The organism is Corynebacterium ulceribovis DSM 45146 (genome assembly GCF_000372445.1).
GTDB classification, from domain to species: Bacteria; Actinomycetota; Actinomycetes; order Mycobacteriales; family Mycobacteriaceae; genus Corynebacterium; species Corynebacterium ulceribovis.
The window spans coordinates 187,599-203,321 of sequence record NZ_AQUY01000001.1 but is presented as its reverse complement, the minus strand read 5'-3'; the positions used below and the strand labels follow the sequence as shown (position 1 = coordinate 203,321).

Genomic DNA, 15,723 nt, shown 5'->3' with positions numbered 1-15,723 from the left:
ACTGCCCCAGGGGTTGCCGTGGTATTACCAGCGGTAGTGTGCGAAGGCGCGGTTCGCCTCAGCCATCTTGTGGACGTCTTCGCGACGCTTCACGGATGCACCCAAGCCGTTGGATGCGTCCATGATTTCGTTTGCCAGACGTTCGATCATGGTGTTCTCGCGGCGCTGACGGGAGAACATCAGCAGCCAGCGCAGTGCCAGGGTGGTTGCGCGGCCTGGGCGCACGTCAACTGGAACCTGGTAGGTTGCGCCACCGACACGACGGGAGCGAACCTCGAGAGCAGGCTTAACGTTGTCGATTGCGCGCTTCAGGGTCTGAACTGGGTCAACGCCGCCGGTCTTTTCGCGGGTGATTTCCAGTGCGCCGTAAACGATGCGTTCTGCAGTGGACTTCTTACCGTCGATCAGAACCTTGTTGACCAGCTGGGTAACCAGTGGGGAGCCGTAAACTGGGTCGTTTACGATTGGGCGCTTTGGTGCAGGACCTTTACGTGGCATGGATTACTTCTCCTTCTTTGCGCCGTAGCGGGAGCGAGCCTGCTTGCGGTCCTTGACACCCTGGGTGTCGAGGGAACCACGGACGATCTTGTAACGGACACCTGGAAGGTCCTTCACACGACCACCGCGAACCAGAACCATGGAGTGTTCCTGCAGGTTGTGGCCTTCGCCTGGAATGTAAGCGGAAACCTCAACGCCAGAGGTCAGGCGCACACGGGCGACCTTACGCAGCGCAGAGTTAGGCTTCTTAGGAGTGGTGGTGTACACGCGGGTGCAAACGCCGCGACGCTGTGGGGAGCCCTTCAGCGCAGCAGTAGCAACCGGCGACTTCTTGTCGTGGCGGCCCTTACGGACCAGCTGCTGAATAGTTGGCATGAACCGTCTTTCTATGTTGATCGGCTAGTCTTGGCCGGATTAGCCGACCGAGAAAACTTCTTTGTCAGCTCAACTTGAGCGAATCATTTTAGACGCGCGAAACCCAGTCAGCCGCTCTCGCTGGCCTACTGGGTAAAAGTTAAGCCCCCACCCTGGAGACGTGGGACTAGTTGTTTACGGTACAGCACCCTTTCCACAGAACCAAAAACCGCTCATCCCAGCTACTTCCATCGCAGGCAGCTAGCATGTTCATATGCCTTTCAACAACACTGCTACTCCTGCGGAAGTCACTGGCCACATCGCTGCATTCCACGATCGGAACGTCAAACAGTTTGGATGGTTGGATAAGTGGCCGGAAGAGCTATGCCAGGAGTTCCGGCAGTTGCTTGTTGACGGAATCACTGCCGTAAACCCACAGGGCCCATGGCCGTTGGACATGGAGTCGCTTCGCGCACTGCATGAACTACGCAAGCTGCAGTTGGACTTTTTCATCAGCACTGATGACATCCCTGCCGCGGCAAAAACCGCTAGTCGCTCGGGTCCGCTTGCGCTTGTGATGGGCGACCTTGGTTACATCAATCAAGCTCAGCATACGATCGCGGTTCATGCTTCCGACTCTGGGCAACCGGCGGAAGGGGCGAAGTTCTATTTAGCTACTGCTGCCACCTCTGCGACGCTGGGCAACGTCGATACGGCGGAACATGCGACACACATGGCAGAACAGCTGTTGCTCGATTCCTCAGCGCAGACTTTTGCCGCGAGTCAAGCGCCGGTCCCCATCCCGCCCCAACCGGCGACACCTGCTCCCGCCCCTACGCCAGCCCAACCGGCGGCCTCAGCTCCCGCCCCTACTCCAGCATCGCCGCCAGCTACTGATTGGGACGCGGTCATTGCCGACGCCCTTCGAAAGGATGAACGGTCCGGTCTGCAGCAACTGGAAGCCGTTTTGGCTGCGTCCGGCACCCCAGGCGGCCCGAATGACGATCAACTTGCCGACGCGATTATTCACCGAGTCGAGTTAGCATTTGATTCCTTCCTTCCGCCCGCGGCCGTGGAAGATATCCACGAAGTGTCATGGGAAGCTTTGGGCAAGCTGACCAGTGCACCAAAATTCACTGAAACACGCGACCGCTTCCACGACACTATTACCGCCAAGTGGGACAAGTTCTTTGATACCGCGGTGGAACGCTCCTTTGACATTCAGATGGTGCGAACAGTGTTGACTCATTCTGTGTCTTTCCTCGGTCTCGACTTCGGCCCGACTGAAGAGCAGCTCACCGACGCTTTGCGACAAATGACGCACCGTATTCTCATGGCTGAAGATGCTGACCTACTGTCTGAGTTTTCCGTCACCGTCATCCAGACAGCGCAGACATTGCCAAACAAGTCCACTTCTGGTGCTTTGCTGAAGAATGTTGGCTTGGCTGTGCCGCGTCAACCAAACTATTTGCCGCTGCGCGAGCTGTTCCTGCAGTCGGCGATGAAAGAGTTTCGAAGCGATGGCAATGAAGCGCAGGCAAGCTTCGTGGATATCGAGCTGGCGTTGGACTTCGTCTCGCAGCGCAAGTTAAAGGAAGCCCACGATGTGCTGACGAAGGTGCACCGCAATGCACAGGTGATGGGTGATTTGCAGCTCATCTGCGAGGTCACATTGCATCTGAGCAGGTCGTGGGCCTTTGCCAAACGTTTTGACACTGCAATCGGCTTGATTAATCGCGTCCTGAACAGCAATCCGCTTCCAGCAGCGAAGAACGCAGAAACTCGTCGCCTCATCGGCAAGCTACTGATGGAAAAGGCGCGCTACATGCATGCGCAGGCAAAGGGCAATACCGCGCAGATGGGTGTGGTGCACAACTTGGTGTCCGCCGCCCTAGAGATTTTCATGGCCGGCGAGTTCACTGAGGAAATGGCCGAGGCGAACTACTTCCTCAAGACTGGCTCCTTCCAGTAGTTCGCTCGGCGTTCGTCACCTGCTCAGCAGTTCTGCTCAGGCGCTCTGCTCAGTAGTTGTGGGTGAACCATTCTCGGTTCACCGGCAGCCAGATCAGCACGATGGTGATCAAACTGAGCAGCCCCACCGGCGCAAACCCGCCCAGCGCCAGCAGCAGCACCCCAAAAACGCACATCACGGTCAGTGCGATACGCGCAATTGGGTCACCTTTAATCACCAACGCAGCTAACGCCACCAGCACGATCAGCACAATCGTCCAGCCGACCACAATTTCGGTGTAGTTGTCAGGCCGATCCATGGTTTGCAGTTTGTAAATCACCCAACCGACCGTGCCCAGCTGCGCCAGCCCCGCCAGCAGTAGGGTCCACGGCGCCCGGTAACTCACCCGGGTCCGCATCCGTTGCGCGAAGCTAGGCATTGGCTTTTGGGGGCTTATTGACGAAGCGGAATCGGCGAATCGGTAATCCATATCCGCACGAGACGGCCCCTGACCAGGCTGACCGAATCCGCTCTGGGACCCCGACTGAGACGGCTGGCCAAAACCTCCGAACCTACCCTGCTGGTGTGGTTGTCCAAACCCACCGTGCTGGCCTGCCTGACCAAAGCCGCCATGATTGCCTTGCGGACGAGGCTGGCCGAAGCCACCCTGACCACCTTGTGGGTTTCCGCCTTGTGGGTTCCCGAACCCGCCGAATCCCTGCGTCATAGGAAAATCCCTCGCTTAGTGATCTGCCACAGCACTGGATCCAAGCACCGGTAAGGCGCGATACCAGTTCGAGCAATCATCCGTCCCTTCGGCGCATTGCCCAGTGCTGATGTCGCAAAGTACCGCACGTTCTGAGAGTCATGGAGCTGGTAGGAATTCCTGATGGTGTTCAGCAAGTCCGTAGCTTTGAGCAGGTGCAGCATACTTTTGACCTCAAGGTCAACCAGTTGGCTGTCCTTTTCGTCGAAACGCATCCCGTTGTCGCGGCGGAACGCTGCCCCGTAGTTACCCAGAATGGGGCGCCACTCCGAACCATGCACATCTTCCAGCTTCTGCAGCGCATCAAACTTCGACAACGCAAGCGCTAATGGCGGACGGGCGTCCCCCAGAATGCGGAGCAAATTCGTCAATACGCTCAAAGGGTCGCCGCCAAGTTCTTGGACCTCAACCAAACCTTCCAGGTTCGTTTTCACTGACGGGACGCGCAGCGGGTCAAAGAGGAACACCACTTCATCGGCGTGGCGGAAGAACTCCAAGTCATTGAGGTCGGACGGCAAGTTTTCCAGGTCTTCGCCGGCAACATCGCGCAGCACGAAGAAGAAACGGCGATCTTCACCGTTGACTTGCCATATGCCCAGGTCATAGATGAGTGGGTCCCGGTGGTAGGCGTCCTCCGAAGCCATCCCTGGGGTCGACTTAATCAGCCCCATCTCCTCAAACAGCGGCGACTCATAGTGCTCCGAGTACTGGCGCTGCGTATTCTCATTCGCCGGCCACGCCACCTTGTTGTTCTGCGAGGTCAACTGCCTCAGCAGTTTCACCAACACCGCAATATAAAAACTCTTACCGGAGGCTCGCGCACCAGCCATCGCAACGCAAATAGTCGCCGAATTCGCCCAGTTCGGCGGCAACTCTCGGTAAACGAACTCGCTGGTAGTCGCGGTCGGATCCGACAACACTTTGAAAGTGTATGGGCAGCGGGTCGGGGTATGTGGGAACGCTGGAGCTGACATCTGAGGTGCCATCGGCTGCTCGTAGCTATTGTCCGGATTCACGTTAGTCATGGCGTGCTCCCAAAGCGCGGGCTACCACGACCATCTTGTCGACGCTGCCGCCAATGGCATCCGTCTGGCCTGCTTCAAGAGCGGTCGCCAGCGACGCATTAACCGCAATCGTCTTTTCCGCCCCCTGCGCTTCATCACCGAGGACAAGCGCCAACGCGTTGACGTTGCCTGCAGCCACCGAGCTCAGCAGCTGGTCCGAAATAGCTACAACATATGTACCCGGCTGCGGAGACACCGTCTGAACGCCACCAATACGCTGCTTACCTGCAGCGACATATTCCTGCAGCTTCTCACCAATTTCTGCCTGCGGCACTGAAACCGGCCGCTGCCCAGGAATCTGCAACTCAATGTCATTTCCTGGTGCCAACTCATCGGCCATGCCAGTAATGACGTCAGCTGCAGTAGCCAGATACCGGGCAGTCGACGGCACCGACATCGACGCGGAAGTATCCAGCAGCACGCTAAACCGCATATCCGCCGGTAGTCTCACCCCGTCAAGACGGCTACGCAGCGCCGCACGAATAGTCTCCGCGCCCCGGCCAAGCTGAGCATCAAACTTCGAAGCGACCGCGGAGATGGCTAACTTATCGCCGGTCTGGGTCAACTGCCCCACTACGAGTTCACTGCGGCCATCCAACGTGACCATCGGCAGTTCCCAAGCTGAATATGCCGGGGTGTTCGGCCGCCCCCGTGACAGCACCACCTGCACATGCGTGCCCGGCGCGAACACATCCTGGCCCACTGGCCGCAATGCAATGCTGGCGGTTCCGGTCAAGCCAGTGAGCTTCGTTGCGCTCTGGCTCATGCTGTTGGTGTGCACATTCGTGCCAGTGACCACAAGTTCGACGGCGCTGCGGTTGCCCAGGTTCTGCGCTTCAATCTGCATCATGCCGCTGGCGCTGGTGGTGACAGTATCGCCTTCGCGGAGAGAAGTAATGTTCACAAGTAGCTCCTATTGTTGGCGTTCTATTGTTGGCATTTACGCAAAATGTCGCGCAGCCCATCGGGCACCTGCGGTTGCTGAATAAGTTGATCGTATTGTGCTGCTGACACGTCCGGAACAAGGTCGCGCACTGAGGCCGCCACAGTGCCGAAATCAGCATCGGATAGCTCCGCCACCCGCCACCACGGCAACATGCGCACATCATTGTCGCGGCCCATTTGAGCTGCAAACGCAGCCGCGGTAATCAACACATGATGCTGCGCGCTGGCAAGCACATCTGCGTGCTCGGCGCCGTGAGCAGATAGCCGCAGGATATCGGCAACCTCCCACCATTCCACGCGACGCCCGCGAATAATCGGTGGCAACGGCGCGTAATGGTCAGCCACTGCTTCCAAGTCTTCGTAGCTCCACGCCGGCACTTCCGCAGCCGCCAATTGATTCGTCGGCGGGGTCTCTCCCCAAGGGTTGCCGAGGCCTGCCGAACTCTCCAGTGGGTCAGCGGCGGACTCCCCGATATCAAAAACATTCGAGTTGAATTGGCCGGAAAAACTGTCCAGAGCTGGCGCGTGGTCATCGTATGGATTACTGGCCCCAGCAAATGGCGAATGTGCTTCGGCTGCCTGCACTAGTGCCGTTACCTGCGAGCTCGCGTCACTGAGTAGATACGGGTTCTCTGCAAGGTAGTTAGCCAACATCCACCCTTTTTGCGCGCCCTGTACTGGAACCTGCTGGTTAGCAGCTGCCTGGAAATCTGCCTGGTTGCGCAACACCAACTGTGCCAATTGTGCCCACGGCGACTGCGTTTCTGTGGCGGTCACCTGGTCATGTGTTCGGAATGTTGTCCATTGACGATTGCTCTGCGCTTCGGCGAAGTCAGCATCAGGCAGAAACACGAGCTGCAGCTTTTTGGCGGTGGCGTGGTCTAGCCCTCGTGCCCGCTCTAGCGTCGACCACGACAATTTCACTGCATTCGCTGGCGCCAACGTTGTATTCAATGCCGCGATCCATGCTGCGGCTTCAGCTAGGTCCCCGCAAATGGCCACTTGTTGCTTCGCTTCAAGAGCATCCATGATCTGCATCAGCAGTTCTCGGCGGTGCTGCCCGGCGGCTGGGTCCGTTTCTGGGTACAACCACTCCGCGACCGCCGCGGTGTCCGCCAGTGGACCCGGCTGCACCCGGCATTGTTCCATGGTCACCGTATGCGTATTGACGGCTACCGCACCGAAAACTTGTGCAAAGTCTGGGGAAGCTAACAAGTCACTTGGCCGAAAATGTGGTGCATCCCCATTGCGGAAAACATACACCTGGGAAAACACATTTCCTTGACGGCCCGAGGCATCTTCACCAGCTGGTGTCGAATAGAACAAGGCTTTGTCGCCCTGCCCCCAAGGTGCATCCAGCCACGCTGTACGGCGGATGAACTGGGTCACTTGCTCATTCGATGGGTACTTCGGCAGTGGTATCCCAGTGTCGATTTGGGTTGGTGTCCATTTAAGGAGCGCTTCGATTTCTGAATCGCTTAGTCCATCCGACTGGCCTACCTGCCAACCGCCACGGCCTCCCTTAGAGAAGGATGCATAAGTAAAGAACCCGCTGCAGTTCATCAGTTGCTCCAATAGCTCGGGTAGAGGACCGGTGGGGTCATCAGATGTTCGTCGGTCAAGATGCGACGCGGTCCGCTAGATTCCTCGTAATCGTCATCAAGCAAAAACAACCGCAAATAGGTCGGGCCGGAAAGCCTGGTGATTTCCGAAGCTGCAATGAGCCATGGAGTTTTCTGCGCTTCTACTCGGTTGTTTGGCAGGCGCGCTGGCGTGATAATAATGCCTGGTTGTTCGTGGTTTCCGTTCTCATCGCGGCGCGCGGTGCTCAACGGGCCGGCGCCAGGCTCGTGAGTGTCTTGGGCGGACAGCGGGAACCGCACCGGGTTCTGCACCAGCTGGAATCGTGGTGGGTTCAGTACCTCTGCGCCGTCGCACCAAATGCTCAGGTAGAGCCCCTCTTGCGCAGCGTCGATGGCGTAGTGGAAACGGCGCAGCCCCGGGTAGTTTGCGACGGTCTCCTTGGCCACGGTGTCGTCGCCGCCGTGGCGGCTGAGCGGCGTCAAAATGACCATTTCACCGTTCTGCTGCAGCTTCATGCGGACACCACCGGTTTCAGCGTAGGTGCTCTCGTCAACCTCAGTGAACCGCACTCGGTTTGCTGCATCAGTTTCGCCAAGCGATGCCGTCTCCACGCGGACGTAATCGGCGCCCCGTGGCCACTCAAACGTGACCAACTGCGAGTCCGCGCGCTCTTGCAGCTCCAGGTTGGTAATCGAATCCACCCGCTGCAGAACTTGGGTTTTGCCGACAGCAGCTTTGTCCTTCACGATGGTTACCGGAGTGATATGCACCTCGGTCCACTCATTAGGCCAAATGATGCTCTTTTCGCCATCGCTGCCATGCGTGCCCGGCTCCATGTCGAACTTCATCGCAGTTGCTCTGCGGCCTACTGCCGCAGACGGGTCCAAGTACAACGCTGGGTCACGTTCAACCGCGTCAACCGAAATCTCATCTTCATAGTTCAGCTCTGTCGACGGGCTGGTTTGGCTCAGGTAGATCCGGACATAGCCAGCTGGTGGTGTGTACCAATGCAGGTAAATCTGCTCTTTATCGTCATCGAAGCGACGTTCGCAGATGTCAAAGTCGACTTTCTCCAGCGTTGCACTAATGAGCAGCTCATAGTTGGTGGTCGGTCCCACTCGCTGGGTGTCCCGGAACATCACTACCGGCTGCAGTGCATACCGCATCACCACGCCACGAATCAGCGGACGATGCTCGAAGTTGTGGGGCGTCACTCGGGTCCGCAGCTGGTGATCCGGATAGGTAGGCTCATGAGGCTCCGAAACCGGAGATGCGAACACACGCACGCTGGTGTGTCCCGGCAACGACGTCCAAGTGCCTTCGACGACGCCTTGTGACTCATCGATGGAGACATCATGGAGTGGGGCGATATAGATTTCTTCACCCACAAACACCGGCTGACTATCGACACAGTTTTGTGGGTCAGTGCCGGTGCTTGCCCACACTTGGTAGTGGCGGAAAGCGATGCCTTCTGGGACCGGCTCCTCATAGCCACGGCCCCCAGTGACAAGGGCTAGGTCGCCCTCATCCGGCGTGTGATTGAGTTCTCTGTCCGCGACAATAACCCGGTAAACCACAAAGTGGTCTGCCGGAGCTTCGATGGGGTCCCAGGTGACCTGGACGATATCGCCGTCTTCGAGTTCGCGCACATGGACGTTCAAGCGACGGTCCAGCACCGATTCGTCCTGGATCGTGCTGTAGTCGAAGTCCGCGAACATCGTACGAGCAACGTCAAGCTTGTCCTCTGGGCGCATCACCGAGCGGTAGGTCGGGGCTTGCTTCGCGAACTGCGCGAACTGCTGCTGCAGCGTCATTGGCTGCTCCGCAGCTGGCGCAGCTTCTGCGGCGGGCGTAGGCTCAGGCGCAGGCTGCGGTTCTGGCGTAGGCTGCGGTGCTGGCGTAGGTGGTGGCGTCGCTGGCATTGGAACCGGTTCTGGTTCTGGCGCGGCCCCTGGTACTGGTTCTGCTTCTGGCTCAATGCGCTGCGGCGTGGTCATCCGCTGCTGCAAAGCTTCAGCAAAGTGCACAAACTCCGGCGGCAGAATTTCTGCGACTTCATGCACGGTAGGGTCAGCAAGCCCCAAGACGTTAAACAGCACGGACTCGGGGATACGAGCCAGCTGCAGGATCTCCTCTTCCGAGGTTTTCATCGAGAGTTACACCAATCCTTCGCCGAAATCTGGGAGGCCCCAGTCAGTTGCTTGATCCGAGGCAGCCCAATCAGAGCTCGTCGACGTAGTAGTTTCTGTGCCGCTGGTCAACCAGCTGGACTGCGCCAACTGGCCGTACTGCACCAGTGTTGCGAGCTGCGACAGTGTGTTCACTACCCCGGCGTCCTGGCGTGGATGCTGGTGGACGCTACTGACCGCTGCGTCAATGGCCGTACCATTGGCATTATTTCCGGTCGCGTTCAGCGCATGGTTCGAGAACCCTGAGTCTGCACTGGTATCCATGCCACTGGTCAACTGAGCCATGTCATATTGCTGCACCTGGCCATTGTGGTAGCCATGAAGATTGCCCATCAGATGGTGCGCCGCACCGCTGTGCTGCAGCTGAGTCAAAGCCCGTGCCCAAGCCACTTCTGGGTTATTGCGTCGCGGCAGAATCCGTTTCACAGCAATATCGGACACCTTGTCCAACGAGGTGTTCGACTTCCGTCCGGTCTGCCCATAAAGCTGCGACAGGTCCTCCACCCAAGTGCCTTCCTGCTGCGCGGCAGCAGAGGCCGACTGCAGTAGGTCCTCCAGCGAGTCACTGGCCCAGTTCGCTTGGAACACACTGTTACGCATTGCATTAAACGTATCGCCACTTGCACCAGCATCGGCAGCGCGTGCAATGATGGTCGCTGCCGGCATACCGGAATGTGGAATCTGAACTGGCGCTGCGGCCGCACGCTGCGGGCCAAAAGGCTGCGAAATAGCACGACCAACCAGCGCACTCCAAGACACAAACTGGCTATATGCCCAGCTGATGCGTTCCACATCAGCAGCCGCTTGGTGCAAGTTCCGCGAAAGGACAGCCTGGTCATCGAGCAGCTTCTGGCGCTGCGCGATCTCATCCATAATGCCGCGCTGGGATCGCGCAAAAATCACCATCATGCAGATAAGCACCACGACAGTGGTCAACACGAAGGCCAATAGACCCCAGTTCCACGACAATACGTCGGCGTACGTTAGATAGCCGATGAGTAGCGACAACAAGAACCAAATCAAAGTGGCGGCGCGGAGCTTTCGCACCAGTTTGCGCGGCTTTTCTGGGTCGGCTTCTCCCATTCCCTCTAGCTGGCCATTAATTGCAGTCAAGGATTGATGGCAGCGCCCCAGTCGCTGCTGGGCCTCTTCCATGAAGCCAGTCAGACCTGTGCCAATCCGCCATGCGAAGGATTGCTCATGCGTTGCCTTCCATTGACGGAACTTATTCTGTAGGTCAGAAACTGCACGGTCAGTGGTTTGCCGCGCTGCAAAGTCCACGGTCTCGGAGTACATCAGCGCGGCGTAAGGGTCGTAGGGTTCGACAGTGGTCTCGCCCAAGTTTTGCCCCATGATATTGGTTAGCGCGGTGCTGGCTCCGTCAAAACGCTCCGAATAGTCGGCGACCGCCTGACGTGGCTGCGCAACAATAATTGGGTTGTCGTTATAGTCCTTCGGCATTGGCAACCGGTCGGCCTGCCGTTCGGTGCCGTCAACCATGCTCAGCGAAGTGTCTACATACGCGCGCCACATTTCCGATAGAGCCGGTGGCCGACCAATGCGTACATCCGCAGAATTGTCGAGCTTTTCGCGCAATTGCGCAGCTGCTCTTGTGACCTGGTCCATGCTGTGCATCTGGCGATGCCCCGAGTGGCGACCGCACACAACTTCCATCGCAGGGCCTTGGCCATACAATGCGTTTTGTACCGCGGTGGCAAAACCTTTCTGAAGTGCGCCAACCTGTGCTTGGTACCACGACTTCGGGCCGCCGATAACGGCAGTAAAGAAGAAGTGGAAGAACTTCTTCACAGCTTCCCAGGCAGAAATCCGCGTGGTTTCCGCTGGCTTGAGCTGTTCAGGAGGTGTCAGCAGTTCTTGACCAGCAATGTTCAAGAATGCGTCGGACATCTTGTCCACCACTTCTGCTGGATTGTCCGCGATCATGACGCGGTGCCCATCGCGGCGTTCTGCCTGTGGCAGGCGGTCCGTCACGTCGAGCACCTCATTGCGGGCTTCCGATTCCATTTGAGTGGTATCAATCCGGCGGTGGTACACGCGCACTAAACGCACATTGCCGACTTCGCCAGTTGAGACTTGCCCATCCGGTCCGTCCAGCGCTGGGGTTGTCTCGTCGCCTTGCCAGAGGCCGGTCAAACCAGCAATTGCAGGCGCAGCATATTCAGCCAACGCATCTGGACCATCGGTACGACGCTTCGCCTGCTTTGGTGCCGCTGGGTTCACCGAGTCCTCTGGGGAAAGCGCCAGGGTCGGCCAGCCATGCATCTGGGTAGGTGCCTGGTGCGGAAGTGGCAGTCGAGGCAGATAGAGGTGCAGACGGTAGTAGATGTGGTTCAGCGAGGTCGCAATGGCTTCAGACCACTGCTGCGTCGCGACGACGTCAAGCGTCGAGCCGTTTTCGTCAGGCTCATCTAGCGCAACCAGCAACACCCGGCTGCCGCCATGGTTGCGCAAGGCATCGGCGATTGAGACACTACGGCGAAGCACCCCTTCTTCTGGGTGAGTACTGATGATGTCGATGCGGGCAGTGCCGTCGACCAGCGCTGCCACCGGCTGCGCAGCAACATCGACCCAGTAAAACTGGTCGATGAGGCCGAGGGTAGCTAGGTCAGTGAGGTTGCCCCGGATGGCGTCTGGCCCGGCTCCATTGCCGAAGAAAATTACTGTGTCGGTCATTGATCAGTTTCCTCTACACCAAACCGTCGCCGAAGCTTGGCAACGTTGGACCTGCATCGAGGTCATCGGCTGGGGTCGACAGTGGCGCACCGAACGGAGAGCCCGGCACAGTTGGCGTTTCTGCCTGCACCTTGGCTGCTTCGAGCTTTTTGACGAGGTCCGCCGCCATGATGTCTACATCAGGAGCAAGGTCACGATACAGCGGCATCCGAGAAGCAACGCGACGGTCTGAGACGTTAGCCCACGCTTTATCCTGACTAATGGCATCTGGTAGCGCAGCGCGGCCACCAGTTGGCAAGAACACCGCTGCCTTCTCGCGAGCCTGTTCCAGAATCTTCTTCGCTGCGTCAAAACGCTCAACAATGGTGCTACCCAACTGGGTGCCAGCAGAACCGGTCCGTGGGTCGTCTCCGGTGGCCAACCACTTCGCAAGCAACTGCACCACGGAATGGTCCACAGCACCGGTCGTTGGACCTTCTTCACCAGTGTCGTACAGACCGCGGAGCAGGTGATATGGCCGCAGCGAATCACCGATCTTGCCACCCGGTGGAGTGGACTGTACCTCGGCATAGGCCAGCAGAATCGACTCCATCACTGCAGGCATCCAGTCAAGAGGAATCATGAATTTCGTCGGCGGCGTGAGCATCTGCGGCGGGAATGGCACCCACTCCTGCTCATGGTCATCCCAAATATAGGCCGCGGCGTTTGGCTGGCCAGGATTTGCGATGTAAATACGGCCCGTGATGTTACCGACGAGCCAGCCACCAACCATCGCTTGACGTTCTTCATCGGTCATTGGCAGCGCAGCTGGCAGCGGCCGAGAACGACGCAAGTTCCAGAACCCCTCCGAGTTGCCATGGCGGCTTGCCCAGTCTTTCGCAATGTGTGGGAACAGGGAGCTAAACACTACTGGTGAGTAGTTCGGGTAGGAACCAAACACCTCAATGCGATAGACCTTTTCTTCGTCAGTGAATGCACTCTTGAAGGTGTCCTCGGTCGCGGCATCCTTCGTACGGTCTTGTTCCATCACTTGCTTCACCACGTCCGCGGCCGGAAGTTGCTTCAGTGGGATTTCCGAGAAGTTGAAGTGATACGTTTCCTTGTTCACGTTATGCACAGCATTCAGCATGTTCGTGTCAACCGCCGCCAATGGGCGAGCAGACCGAAGCGCAGCATAGAAGCCCTGACGCAGGCGGTCGAGACGACCGAGGTAATCGTCTCTGTTCTGGGCGTCGGCTTCAGTCAGATAGGTGCGCATATCGACGGTGATGAAGTCCGCGAATGGTTTGCCGGTGCGGTCAATCCATTGACGAGAACGTCCGATTAGGTCGGTTGGCTGCAGTTTAATGTCGAACGTTGCGCGACGAGATTCTCGACGCTCACCACTACTTCCAGACCGTACTAGGTCCTTGGCAACCCACCCTGCCCGGTTACCGACGCCAGTGGTCGGTGGCGCCAGCGTGTCTTTTGGCGGCTGCTGCGCACCAACTGCGTCCCAGTGGCCAAGGATCACTTCACGGGTGGCCAAAGGTACTGCATCATGGAACTGCTTCAGCTGAGGTTCAACCTCTTGCATGGTGCGCACCATGTGTTGCACATATTTGTCAGCAAACTCGTTGGTGTCCGTCAGCAAGATTTCGTTGTCGCTAGTAACGAAGCGATCGTCGATCTGCGGATCGCTGTCCTGCGGCCATGCCACTGGGTCATCCGTCGCAACATCCGCGAGGTTAATCTTGACTTCTTTTTCTCGGCCAGCGCGAGCCAAGTCAAGGTGCAGGTTATTCACATTTTCTTGCAGTGGGCGTAGGAAGTTGATCCGGAAATCTTCCAGCACGGGCGCTAGCGTCCTTGCCACCATCGCTAGGCAGTAAACGTAGAACTGCTGGTAGTAGCTTTCCGCGATCCGGTCGGCAGTCTGCGCAGTTTGGTTCACAGTGCCGCTGCCGGACAATGGTGCCAAAATGCTTTCCAGCTGCGGAGATGGCGCCATTGGATTGACGTTTCCGGAACTGGCAGCCACATCTTGCAGCGCTGGTACCAACATTTCCTGGAGCTGCTGCGCGGTAAGCGCAATGAGTTTTTCAGTGTATGGAATCCCGTACTTACTGAGTGCTCTCTCGAGTGCCGCCAGCAAACTGTCAGCAAAATTGTCTGCAAACGAATAAACCATGTCATACGCACGGCTAGATAGGCTTTCGGCCACTCCAGTGCTATCTGCAAGCTGGTTGCGGACTTGGTTAGCCCAGTCGTTTGATTTCATTCCATCGCCTAGCGGAATTCGATGGCGAACAAGTCCCACGGTTTCTCGCGCTGCAGGCTGCGCCAGAGGCCCAAAGACGCCGTCCAGCCAATTCATCGCATCTAGCTGCAGGTTGCTGCCAAAGTTGTCGCTCGGCGGGAGATACACTTCCATGCGGAAGCTCGGGAGATACTCTGCTAGGCGTTTATCGAGCTGTTCTTTGGAAGTGGATCCACGATCAGTTGGGTCTAGATGACCTGTGAGAAGCCGATCGAAAGTGCTTCGTGCCAAACGCTGAGCCGCGTATTCGCGGTAACGGTCGCGCCCCATCGAGAGTTGGGAGTAGCCCATCGAGCCCCATGGCAAATCGTTCCAACTGACTTTTCCAGACCCCCAGCCCAGATAGGAACGCTTGACGTCGATGGACCCAGGGTTTGCCAGGGTGTAGGACTTGAAGCTAGTTGAGGCTCGCTCCGAAGACATCAGTGCCGCAAGCGCACGAGCCAGTCCACGGTAAACCGCAGTGACGGAGCCGTCACCGAAACGGCTGCCTTGGCCACCCATGCGCGCGCCAATTGGGAATAGGCGTGCGAAAGTCGTTCGTTCTGGGCTTGCGGACAGCCCCATCGCTTTGAACAGAGCGCGGTCATGTTCAACTGCGGCTCCAGTTTGGGCAGCCATTGCTTCGCCGAACAAGGCCAAGGAGTTAGGCCACGCGCCGACCTGCGAGGAGGCGGAGAGCGACTCAAATACCTCTGGAGTGAGCATAAATACCGCAGTATGTGCCGGCTTGATGTCTGGCAAGGTCGACAACACGCGGCAGACATCCAAGAACATGGAAGCACCGGCGCCACCAGCCATCGAAGAAATCACTAGGACTACTGGCTGTTCATCCGACTTGTCCGTGTCAAAGCCGGTGATCTTTTTGTTAAGCGCATTGAGCTCACGGTTAGTGTCCATCAATTTCAGACGATCAACCGCGCGGCTCAGACCGGAGTGAATCTTGCCCAGGTTCTGAATCGTGAGCATGCGGCCAATACCGCGATACTGGCCTGCGCCATCCGAAATCGGGGTGTTCAAGGTTTCCGGGTTGCGGCTTGCCCATGTGGAAACCTCTCCGAGAGACTTGGAACGGCCGAGCTCAGTCGACAAACCCGAATCAAATTGGGAGTAGTGCTGGGTGGACCCAATCGAAATGTAAGTACCACCGGCTTCTTCAACGTTTGCTAGGCCAGCCGGACCCTTCTCCGGCACAATTGGAACGTCAATGGTGACGAACTGCCAGGCTTCAGGCAATGTCGTGATTTCTGGGTCAATTGTCCGCAGATACGCTTTGAGCTGGTCAATCATAAAAGACTGGGTTTTCGCACCCGAGCCACCGCAGCCGACGACGAGATATTTCTGCACTTTGTTTGCCTTTCCTAGCTAAACGTTTTCAC

The 15,723-nt window shown here is 57.7% G+C and carries 10 protein-coding genes; 1 reads left to right on the top strand and 9 read right to left on the bottom strand.

The genetic code is table 11. The features are described from left to right. Positions 1 to 24 precede the first annotated feature (24 nt). Together rpsG and rpsL are read right to left on the bottom strand one after the other, a co-directional pair. Complete coding sequence (rpsG, locus tag A3EC_RS0100935; RefSeq protein ID WP_018023277.1) at positions 25 to 498, bottom strand: 30S ribosomal protein S7; 474 nt, start codon at positions 496 to 498, stop codon at positions 25 to 27. A 3-nt stretch (positions 499 to 501) separates the two neighbouring features. Next, entirely contained in the window at positions 502 to 873 is a 372-nt protein-coding gene (gene rpsL / locus A3EC_RS0100930) for a 30S ribosomal protein S12 (protein ID WP_018023276.1), read from the bottom strand. Positions 874 to 1,126: 253 nt separating this feature from the next. Between rpsL and A3EC_RS0100925 the strand changes: the two genes are divergently transcribed. Further along, positions 1,127 to 2,824, top strand: coding sequence for a hypothetical protein (locus A3EC_RS0100925; protein WP_018023275.1), 1,698 nt, complete (start codon positions 1,127 to 1,129; stop codon positions 2,822 to 2,824). A 49-nt stretch (positions 2,825 to 2,873) separates the two neighbouring features. Here A3EC_RS0100925 and A3EC_RS13140 read toward each other — a convergent pair whose 3' ends face one another. The 7 genes from A3EC_RS13140 to A3EC_RS0100885 are packed head-to-tail and all read right to left on the bottom strand — an operon-like array spanning position 2,874 to position 15,691. Further along, positions 2,874 to 3,530, bottom strand: a complete 657-nt coding sequence (locus A3EC_RS13140) for a hypothetical protein (protein ID WP_156812791.1) — start codon at positions 3,528 to 3,530, stop codon at positions 2,874 to 2,876. Continuing rightward, on the bottom strand, positions 3,527 to 4,594 hold the full coding sequence (locus A3EC_RS0100910) for a TRAFAC clade GTPase domain-containing protein (RefSeq protein ID WP_018023272.1): 1,068 nt from the start codon (positions 4,592 to 4,594) through the stop codon (positions 3,527 to 3,529). Before A3EC_RS0100910 ends, A3EC_RS13140 begins: the two co-directional genes overlap by 4 nt. Continuing rightward, a complete protein-coding gene (locus tag A3EC_RS0100905) occupies positions 4,587 to 5,537 on the bottom strand; it encodes a hypothetical protein (protein WP_018023271.1) in 951 nt (316 codons plus the stop codon). The genes A3EC_RS0100910 and A3EC_RS0100905 overlap by 8 nt, the downstream gene beginning before the upstream one ends. Positions 5,538 to 5,560: 23 nt before the next feature. Continuing rightward, positions 5,561 to 7,141 (bottom strand): GAP1-N2 domain-containing protein, encoded by a 1,581-nt coding sequence (locus tag A3EC_RS0100900; RefSeq protein WP_018023270.1) that lies wholly within the window; start codon positions 7,139 to 7,141, stop codon positions 5,561 to 5,563. Continuing rightward, positions 7,141 to 9,312, bottom strand: a complete 2,172-nt coding sequence (locus A3EC_RS13090) for a SaeA-related protein (protein WP_018023269.1) — start codon at positions 9,310 to 9,312, stop codon at positions 7,141 to 7,143. Before A3EC_RS13090 ends, A3EC_RS0100900 begins: the two co-directional genes overlap by 1 nt. A gap of 6 nt (positions 9,313 to 9,318) precedes the next feature. Further along, positions 9,319 to 12,045 carry a hypothetical protein gene (locus tag A3EC_RS0100890; RefSeq protein WP_018023268.1) on the bottom strand — a complete coding sequence of 909 codons (2,727 nt, stop codon included), beginning with the start codon at positions 12,043 to 12,045 and terminating at the stop codon, positions 9,319 to 9,321. Positions 12,046 to 12,058: 13 nt separating this feature from the next. Further along, the gene (locus A3EC_RS0100885; RefSeq protein WP_018023267.1) at positions 12,059 to 15,691 is read right to left on the bottom strand and encodes a tubulin-like doman-containing protein; all 3,633 of its coding nucleotides are present in this window, start codon (positions 15,689 to 15,691) and stop codon (positions 12,059 to 12,061) included. Positions 15,692 to 15,723 lie beyond the last annotated feature (32 nt).

Excerpts from the sequence above, each read along its gene's own strand:
- A3EC_RS13140 (WP_156812791.1), bottom strand. The coding sequence starts at position 3,530 with ATGACGCAGGGATTCGGCGGGTTCGGGAACCCACAAGGCGGAAACCCA.
- A3EC_RS0100910 (WP_018023272.1), bottom strand. The coding sequence starts at position 4,594 with ATGACTAACGTGAATCCGGACAATAGCTACGAGCAGCCGATGGCACCT.
- A3EC_RS0100900 (WP_018023270.1), bottom strand. The coding sequence starts at position 7,141 with ATGAACTGCAGCGGGTTCTTTACTTATGCATCCTTCTCTAAGGGAGGC.
- rpsG (WP_018023277.1), bottom strand. The coding sequence starts at position 498 with ATGCCACGTAAAGGTCCTGCACCAAAGCGCCCAATCGTAAACGACCCA.
- A3EC_RS0100925 (WP_018023275.1), top strand. The coding sequence starts at position 1,127 with ATGCCTTTCAACAACACTGCTACTCCTGCGGAAGTCACTGGCCACATC.
- A3EC_RS0100890 (WP_018023268.1), bottom strand. The coding sequence starts at position 12,045 with ATGACCGACACAGTAATTTTCTTCGGCAATGGAGCCGGGCCAGACGCC.
- A3EC_RS13090 (WP_018023269.1), bottom strand. The coding sequence starts at position 9,312 with ATGAAAACCTCGGAAGAGGAGATCCTGCAGCTGGCTCGTATCCCCGAG.
- rpsL (WP_018023276.1), bottom strand. The coding sequence starts at position 873 with ATGCCAACTATTCAGCAGCTGGTCCGTAAGGGCCGCCACGACAAGAAG.